The organism is Actinomycetospora endophytica (assembly GCF_021026375.1).
Classification (GTDB): Bacteria; Actinomycetota; Actinomycetes; order Mycobacteriales; family Pseudonocardiaceae; genus Actinomycetospora; species Actinomycetospora endophytica.
Window position 1 is genome coordinate 578,909 of record NZ_JAJNDB010000004.1, and the last position, 7,084, is coordinate 585,992.

Genomic DNA, 7,084 nt, shown 5'->3' on the forward strand with positions numbered 1-7,084 from the left:
CCGACACCACCCGACCCGCCCGCACGGAGGAGGCCGCCGTCATGGCCGTGACCGCGCCGCCGAGCGTCTTCGCGCAGATCCTCGACTACGCCAACCGCGCCGACCCGTATCCGCTCTACGCGGAGCTGCGCCGGACCCCGGTCGTCCGGCAGAGCGACGGGAGCTACGTCGTCTCCGGCTACGCCGAGATCGTCGAGCTCCTGCACGATCCGCGGATCAGCTCCGAGCAGCACGGCGACGCGGCCGGCGGTCTCGGGACGGGTGCGGGACTGCCGCCGGCCTTCCTCCAGCTCGATCCGCCCGAGCACGACCGCCTGCGACGCATCGTCACGCGCCACTACGGTCCACCGCACACCCCCGACCGTGTCGACGCCATGATCCCCGACCTGCGCCGGACGGTCAGCGGGCTCGTCGACGGCCTCGCCGGGAGCCCCGAGGTCGACCTCGTCGACCAGGTCGCGTATCCGTTCCCGGTCACCGCGATCTGCGACCTGCTGGGCGTCCCGCGCCAGGACGAGCCTCGCTTCCACCCCTGGTCGGAAGCCCTGATCGCGGCCCTCGACCCGGGCACCGGCGACCCCGCCGAGCGGCAGCGTCGCCGCGTCTCCGCCATGAAGGAGATGGGGCAGTACTTCGCCGGTCTCATCGGCACCCGGCGGCACGCGCCCGGTCCCGATCTGCTCTCCGCGCTGGCCACCGACCAGGGCCCCGACGGACACCTCAGCGATCCACAGCTGCTGACGACGGCGTTCCTGCTGCTCAACGCCGGACACGAGACCACCGTCAACCTCATCGCCAACGGCATGCTCACGCTGCTCCGCCACCCCGACGTGCTCGAGCGACTCCGGCGGGAGTCCGAGCTGGCCATCCACCTGGTCGAGGAACTGCTGCGCTACGAGCCCCCGGTGCAGTTCCTGCCGAACCGCACCGCCCTCGACGACATCGAGATCGCCGACACCACCATCCCGTCGGGTTCCCGGGTCACGTTGGTCCTCGCCGCCGGGAGCCGCGATCCCGCCCACGTCCGCGACCCGGACCGGTTCGACCCCGATCGGTTCGACCCGGACCGGTTCGGCCTCGCCCGCGACACCGACCAGCACCTGGGCTTCGGCGGGGGTGTCCACTACTGCTTCGGTGCGCCGCTGGCCCGGCTCGAGACCCAGATCGCGCTGACCGAGCTGACCCGCCGGCTGGTCAACCCGCGGCTGGTCGTCGACCCGCCGCCGTACCGGACCAATCCGGTCCTGCGCGGTCCCCGGCACCTGCCCGTCGCGATCGACGGAGTCCTCCCGGCCGACGGCTGACGGTGCGCGGCGGCACCGGCCCGTCGGGCGGGCTCATCCCCATGGGGTGAGGACCCGAGCCCGACCGGCGAACAGACTCCAGTTGAGAGACCAGGCATCCACGAGCACCGGCGGAGACGGCACATGACCCCACGCCAGCGGCAGGCGCCGCCCGCGGGCGGCTCGGGGTCCACCGACGCGGACGACGGTGCCGACGACCGCCGGGCGCCTTGGCAGTGGCGGGTCGACGTCCCGCTGCTCGGACCGGTCGGCTGGCCCCCGACCGGGTCGGCCGCCTTCCTGGTCGTGGTCGGCGGGCTCGCGGTGGTCGAGGTCGTGTCCTGGCCGTTGGCCGTTGCGGTGGGGATCGGTCACGTCCTGGCCCGCGATCACGACAACCGGATGCTGCGCGAGATCGGCGAAGGCCTGCAGGTCGCCTGAGGTCACCGACGGCGGGCCGCTCGGCGCCGGGAAGGTTTCCTCGACGCGGGGGCGGGGGCGCCCGGTGGCGGGCCGTCGTCGCGGCGGGGGGTGCGGGAACTGTTGACCGTGCGGCCGCGGACGATTCCGATGAACTCCTCCATCAGCTCCGTGTTGTCCGCGTCCGGCCAGGTGAGGACGACGCTGGACTGCGGCGCGTCGGTCACCGGTCGGTAGGTGAGGTCCCGACGGTGGTGCAGGCGAGCCAGCGACTGGGGGAGGATCAGCAGGCCGACGCCTGCGGCGACGAGCTCGATCGCGTCGGCCGTCGTCGCGGGGTCGAACGCCGCGGCCTGGCCCGGCCGGTCGCCGGGCCAGGGGAGGGTGTCGTCCTGCGGACGGAGGACGATCTCGTCGGCGACGTCGTCGAGCTCCGCCTCGTCGACCGCGGTGAGCACGTGCTCCTTCGGCACGACGGCCACGGTGGTCTCGGTGTAGAGCGGGATCGCGTGCAGCCCCGCCCGGTCGATCGGCAGCCGGACCACCCCGGCGTCCACCTCACCGGCCCGGACCTGCTCCACCACCTCGTCCGTGGCTGCGCCCAGGAGCTCGAGGGGGACGTCGGGACGTCGCTCGGCCCAGATCCGCGCCCACTTGCCCGGTGTGGCCCCGGGGACGTAGCCGAGCCGGAAGGACGCGGTCTCGCAGGACTCGCTCACGGGGTCAGGCTATCGGCCGGCCGGGCCCGATAATCTGGGCCGATGACGCGGCAGAGGGCGACGCAGACGATGAAGCCCGCGACGGCGGCGAAGAAGCTGGGCGTGCACCTCGACGCGACGCCCGCCGAGTTCCGCGACGGCATGGTGTCCCGCGACGAGCTCGACGCCCTGCAGGCCGACCCGCCCGCGTGGCTGCGCGAGCTGCGTCGCGACGGCCCGCACCCGCGCCCCGTCGTCGCGGACCGTCTCGGTGTGTCGATCTCCGGGCTGGCCCGGGCCGAGATCACCGAGCCGCTGACCACCGCGCAGATCACGGCGTTGAAGGAAGAGCAGCCGGAGTGGCTGCGCCGCGAGCGGAACCTGCGCGCCCAGGTGCAGCGCGAGGACGCCCGGCTGCGCGCCGAGCGCTCGGGCGGCGGGAGCACCCCGTAGGCGACCGTTCAGGTCGGCGGCGAGCTGGAGCGCCTCCGGTCAGCTGACCCCGCCTGCGCCGGCGTCCGGCCGGTTCAGGAGCTCGATCGGGTGCTGTGGGGTTCGCGGCCGGCGGCGACGATGGCCTCGAGGGCGGCGACGTGGCCGTCGAAGGCGTCGCGGCCGGTGGCCGTGATCCGGGCCCGCAGCCTGTGGCGGCTGCCGTCGAGGCGGCGTTCGGTGTCGATGTAGCCGGCTTCTTCCAGCGCCGCGAGCTGCTTGGACAACGCCGAGTCGGACAGCTCCAGTCGGTCCTTGAGGTAGGAGAACTCCGCCCAGTCCGCGGCCGCGAGCGTGGCCATGAGGCGGAGCCGGGTGCTGGGGTGGATCAGTTCGTCGAAGCCCGGCGCGGTCATGTGCGCGCCCGGCCTCGCAGCAGCACCCGCAGGATCTCCGGCCCGCCGAATCCGATCACCGCTGCGCCCAGGACCCCTGCCCACAGTCCGGGGTGGTGGGCGCCGTCGGCGTACAGCGCTAACCCGGCGCCGATGGTGATCGCGACCAGTCCGACCAGGATGCCCACCACGATGACCGCCGTGCGGCGACCGGCCACGACGGCGCTGACCTGCAACCGCTGCGTGCGCCGACGACCGGCCAACAACCGGGAGGCCAGCGTCGCGTGCGCGACCCCGAAGACGAGCGTCGCCGCCATGACCAGCCACGGTGGCGCCAGGTCGCCGATCGCGCCCAGCGCCAACCAACCCGCCGCCATCGCCCACCAGTAGCCGCGGGGCAGGCCGACCTCGTCGGCGACGCGGGCCCGTGCGTCCTCGACGGCCTCCAGTGCCGCACCAGCCTGGCCCGGGGTGATGTGCTCCATGGACGACGCCTCACTTTCCTATGCGGAAAGTAGCCTCGACTTGCCGACCGGGAAAGTCAAGCCTGTCGGCACGGCCGGGCTCACGCCGGTGATCGGCGCTCGCGTGGCGCCGGCAGGACATCAGGCGGTCGCGGAACCACGCCTCGATCGGCCGCCGGCGCCGGCGCCGGCGCGGCGGTCCCGGGCACGGCGCGGACGACGAACAACGCGATGTCGTCCCGTTGGGAGCCCGCCCCGTAAGCGGTGACCGCGGCGCGTACTTCGGCGATGACGTCGTCCGCCGAGCCGCTGCCGGCGCCGCCGACCGCCGATACCAGTCGGTCCTCGCCGAAGGGCTCCGCCCCCGGACGGCCGTCGCGCGGCTGCTCGCTGACTCCGTCGGTATAGAAGACGAGCGCCTCACCGGCGGCCAGCCGGAGTCGCGTACCGACCACGCTCACCTCTCGCACCAGGCCGATCGCCGTTCCATGGATCCCGACCGGTTCCACCCGGCCGTCAGGGCGCTGGTGCAGCGGCTGGTCATGACCGGCCAGCAGCAGCTCCACGGCCAGACCGTCGCCCTCCCCGGAGACCGGGCCACTGACCAGCGCACACGCGAGGGTGCAGAACAGGTACGGATCCTCCGCCTCCAGCATCACCGTGTTCAGCTCCGCGACGGCCTCCGACAGCGGATGACCCTCGCGGATCAGGACGCGCAGGACATCGCGCACGAGGCTCGTCCGCGCGGCCGCCCGCGCGCCCTTGCCGCACACATCACCCACCGTGACCAGCCAGCGGCGCTCAGGCAGCTCGAGCACGTCGTAGAAGTCACCGCCGACCTCGCTGCCCGCGCTCGCGGGGAGGTACTCCGCGGTGAACTCGACCTCCGGAGCCCTCGGCAGAGCTCGGGGGAGCAGAGCGCGCTGAAGTGCGAATGACGTCTCGGCGTGCCTGCCGGTGATGCGGGCGTTGTCGATCGCCAGGGCCGCTCGGCGGGCCAGGTCCGAGATCACCGCGGTCTCCTCCGCCGTGTGGGGGCGTTGCGGTGGCCGACCCACGGTGAGCACACCGACGAGGTCGCCGCGTGCCACCAACGGCACCGCCAGTCCGGACACGTCCGAGGCCGGATCCCCCACCGTCACCGGTCGTCGGCGGAACATCGCCTCGGCCAGCTGGTCGGGCACCGACGCCGGGCCTGATCGGTCGAGCACGGCGGCGCGGAGCCTGGTCACGGCGGCCTCGTCGGCGTGAGCGAGCGCCGCGAGCTCGAGATGCACGGCGCTGTGCTCCTCGGCGAGGTGCAGCGCACACCAGGGCCCGAGTCGTGGAATGGCGATCTGGGGGACCAGGGCGCTGGTCAACCGGAGATCCGTGGACTGGGCCAGCAACTCACCGGCCTCGGCGAGGAAGGTCGTCCAGGAGCGCCGGCGTTGATCGACACCCCGTAACCAGTCGATCTCCGTGCCGGACGCGATGCGCATCGCGGTCAGCTCGGCGAGGTCATGCAGGCCCGAGCGATCGGCGCCGGCCCCCGGCTCGATCGACAACGTTCCCGTCAACGGCGCCGGGAGGGCCAGCGGGAGGCGCATCGGGTCCCCCGGCGGCTGCGGGTCCGCACCGGCTCGCGCGAGCTGAACCGGTCCGTCTCCGTCGCCGTAGTCGAGGGTGACCTCGGCGGCCGTCGCGCCGGTGAGCTCGCAGAGCCGACGGAGCAGTTCCGCGGCCTGATCTCCCGGTCCTGATGCGGACGACACCGCCGGAGGGAGATGCAGCAGCGTCCGGGCGATCTGCGCAGGCTCACCAGGACGTGCGTCGGCCGGAACGGCCTCAGTCCTGCCCGGCGCGGGCTCCGTCGGGGCGACCACGCCCGCCGGACCGAGGGTGAACCAGACGCAGTGACCCTCGGTGTCGTGGCGGGTGCCCCACGCCGTGGCCAGCGATTCCACCAGCGCCATGCCTCGTCCGTGCGTCGCTGCCCGGCCGGTCCGGGAACGAGGCTCGGCGAGGTGCACCTCCAGGGGGCTGGACCCCTGGTCGGTGACCGACACGGTGATCCCGTCGTCGCCGGCGGCGACCGCGAAGTCGAACGTCGTGCCGGCGTGGAGCACGGCGTTCTCGCACAGTTCGCTGGCGAGGAGCGTCGCCGTCTCGGCAGTGTCCTCGTCGCTCCCGACCTCGGCCAGCACCCCACGCAGCAGACGGCGCGCGACACCCGCCGATCGCGATTCGGGCGGTAGCCGGACATGACGGCCCAGGGCACCGGACACGAGGGAGAGTGTGCCCCCTCATCGGGTCGTATTGTCCTGCCACCCACCTACACAGCGCATCATGGGGCCCCGACCCGTCGTCCCCCGGAGGGATGTGACATGACCGAAGCCGCGAGTGTCGACACTCAGGGTGATCAGAGCACGGCCCCGGATGACGGGGTCCTGCTCGAGCTCGCCGAGGCGATGCGCAGGGTCGGACGTGGTGAGCTGGACGTCCGCCTGTCTCGGCGGATGGGTCTGGCGGGCGAGGTCGTCGACCACTTCAACGAGATGGTGGCCGTCCAGGAGAGGCACAACCGGGACCTGCTGCGGATCAGTCGCGTCATCGGCCACGAGGGCCGCATGCGTGAGCGCCTCGACGAGGAGAGCGCCGACGGTGCCTGGGCCGCCGCCGCTCACGCCGTCAACTCGCTCATCGACGACCTCGCGAGGCCCACCGCCGAGATCGCCCGGGTCATCGAGGCCGTGGCGCAGGGCGACCTGACGGAGCACATGGCCCTCGAGATCGAGGGCCGCCCGCTACGGGGTGAGTTCCTGAGGATCGGCCGCACGGTCAACACCATGGTGGACCAGCTCTCGTCCTTCGCCGACGAGGTGACCCGGATGGCCCGGGAGGTCGGCACCCAGGGCGAGCTCGGCGGTCAGGCCGACGTCCGCGGTGTCGCGGGAACCTGGCGGGCACTGACGGACTCGGTGAACACCATGGCGAGCAACCTGACCAACCAGGTCCGGTCCATCTCGTCGGTCGCCACCGCCATCGCCGAGGGCGACCTGTCCCGGAAGATCACGGTGAGTGCCCGCGGCGAGGTCGCCGAGCTCGCCGAGACGATCAACTCCCTGACCGACACGCTCCGGGTGTTCGCCGACGAGGTCACCCGGGTGGCTCGTGAGGTCGGCACCGATGGCCGACTCGGCGGCCAGGCGCAGGTGCCCGACGTCGGCGGTACCTGGAAAGTCCTGACCGACGCCGTCAACCTCATGGCGGCCAACCTGACCGACCAGGTGCGCAACATCGCCCAGGTGACCACCGCGGTCGCCCGCGGCGACCTGAGCCAGAAGATCACCGTGGACGCTCGCGGGGAGATTCTGGAGCTCAAGAGCACCGTGAACACGATGGTCGACCAG

At 72.8% G+C, this 7,084-nt stretch carries 8 protein-coding genes; 4 read left to right on the forward strand and 4 right to left on the reverse strand.

What is annotated here, in order from left to right:
- Positions 1–41 precede the first annotated feature (41 nt).
- Together LQ327_RS20975 and LQ327_RS20980 are read left to right on the forward strand one after the other, a co-directional pair.
- Complete coding sequence (locus tag LQ327_RS20975; RefSeq protein WP_230737404.1) at positions 42–1,304, forward strand: cytochrome P450; 1,263 nt, start codon at positions 42–44, stop codon at positions 1,302–1,304.
- Positions 1,305–1,427: 123 nt separating this feature from the next.
- Positions 1,428–1,724 carry a hypothetical protein gene (locus tag LQ327_RS20980; RefSeq protein WP_230737406.1) on the forward strand — a complete coding sequence of 99 codons (297 nt, stop codon included), beginning with the start codon at positions 1,428–1,430 and terminating at the stop codon, positions 1,722–1,724.
- Between the two features lie 2 nt (positions 1,725–1,726).
- Here the strand turns inward: LQ327_RS20980 and LQ327_RS20985 are convergent, their stop codons facing one another.
- Positions 1,727–2,422 (reverse strand): LysR family substrate-binding domain-containing protein, encoded by a 696-nt coding sequence (locus tag LQ327_RS20985; protein ID WP_230737408.1) that lies wholly within the window; start codon positions 2,420–2,422, stop codon positions 1,727–1,729.
- Positions 2,423–2,464: 42 nt separating this feature from the next.
- On the opposite strand from LQ327_RS20985, the gene LQ327_RS20990 reads away from it, so the two are divergent.
- Positions 2,465–2,854: a DUF5997 family protein gene (locus LQ327_RS20990; RefSeq protein ID WP_230737418.1), complete on the forward strand. Its 390-nt coding sequence runs from the start codon at positions 2,465–2,467 to the stop codon at positions 2,852–2,854.
- A gap of 74 nt (positions 2,855–2,928) precedes the next feature.
- Here the strand turns inward: LQ327_RS20990 and LQ327_RS20995 are convergent, their stop codons facing one another.
- From LQ327_RS20995 to LQ327_RS21005, 3 genes are all read right to left on the reverse strand, one after another.
- A complete protein-coding gene (locus tag LQ327_RS20995; RefSeq protein ID WP_230737420.1) occupies positions 2,929–3,249 on the reverse strand; it encodes a winged helix-turn-helix domain-containing protein in 321 nt (106 codons plus the stop codon).
- Positions 3,246–3,713 (reverse strand): hypothetical protein, encoded by a 468-nt coding sequence (locus tag LQ327_RS21000; RefSeq protein WP_230737423.1) that lies wholly within the window; start codon positions 3,711–3,713, stop codon positions 3,246–3,248. Before LQ327_RS21000 ends, LQ327_RS20995 begins: the two co-directional genes overlap by 4 nt.
- Positions 3,714–3,793: 80 nt before the next feature.
- A complete protein-coding gene (locus LQ327_RS21005; RefSeq protein WP_230737435.1) occupies positions 3,794–5,959 on the reverse strand; it encodes a SpoIIE family protein phosphatase in 2,166 nt (721 codons plus the stop codon).
- A 99-nt stretch (positions 5,960–6,058) separates the two neighbouring features.
- On the opposite strand from LQ327_RS21005, the gene LQ327_RS21010 reads away from it, so the two are divergent.
- Positions 6,059–7,084, forward strand: a 1,026-nt coding sequence (locus LQ327_RS21010; protein WP_230737445.1) for a HAMP domain-containing protein, incomplete at its 3' end; no start/stop codon positions are given.

What these genes read in the sequence shown, in the direction of transcription:
- LQ327_RS20995 (WP_230737420.1), bottom strand. Translation starts at nt 3,249, where the DNA reads ATGACCGCGCCGGGCTTCGACGAACTGATCCACCCCAGCACCCGGCTC.
- LQ327_RS21000 (WP_230737423.1), bottom strand. Translation starts at nt 3,713, where the DNA reads ATGGAGCACATCACCCCGGGCCAGGCTGGTGCGGCACTGGAGGCCGTC.
- LQ327_RS20990 (WP_230737418.1), top strand. Translation starts at nt 2,465, where the DNA reads ATGACGCGGCAGAGGGCGACGCAGACGATGAAGCCCGCGACGGCGGCG.
- LQ327_RS20975 (WP_230737404.1), top strand. Translation starts at nt 42, where the DNA reads ATGGCCGTGACCGCGCCGCCGAGCGTCTTCGCGCAGATCCTCGACTAC.
- LQ327_RS20980 (WP_230737406.1), top strand. Translation starts at nt 1,428, where the DNA reads ATGACCCCACGCCAGCGGCAGGCGCCGCCCGCGGGCGGCTCGGGGTCC.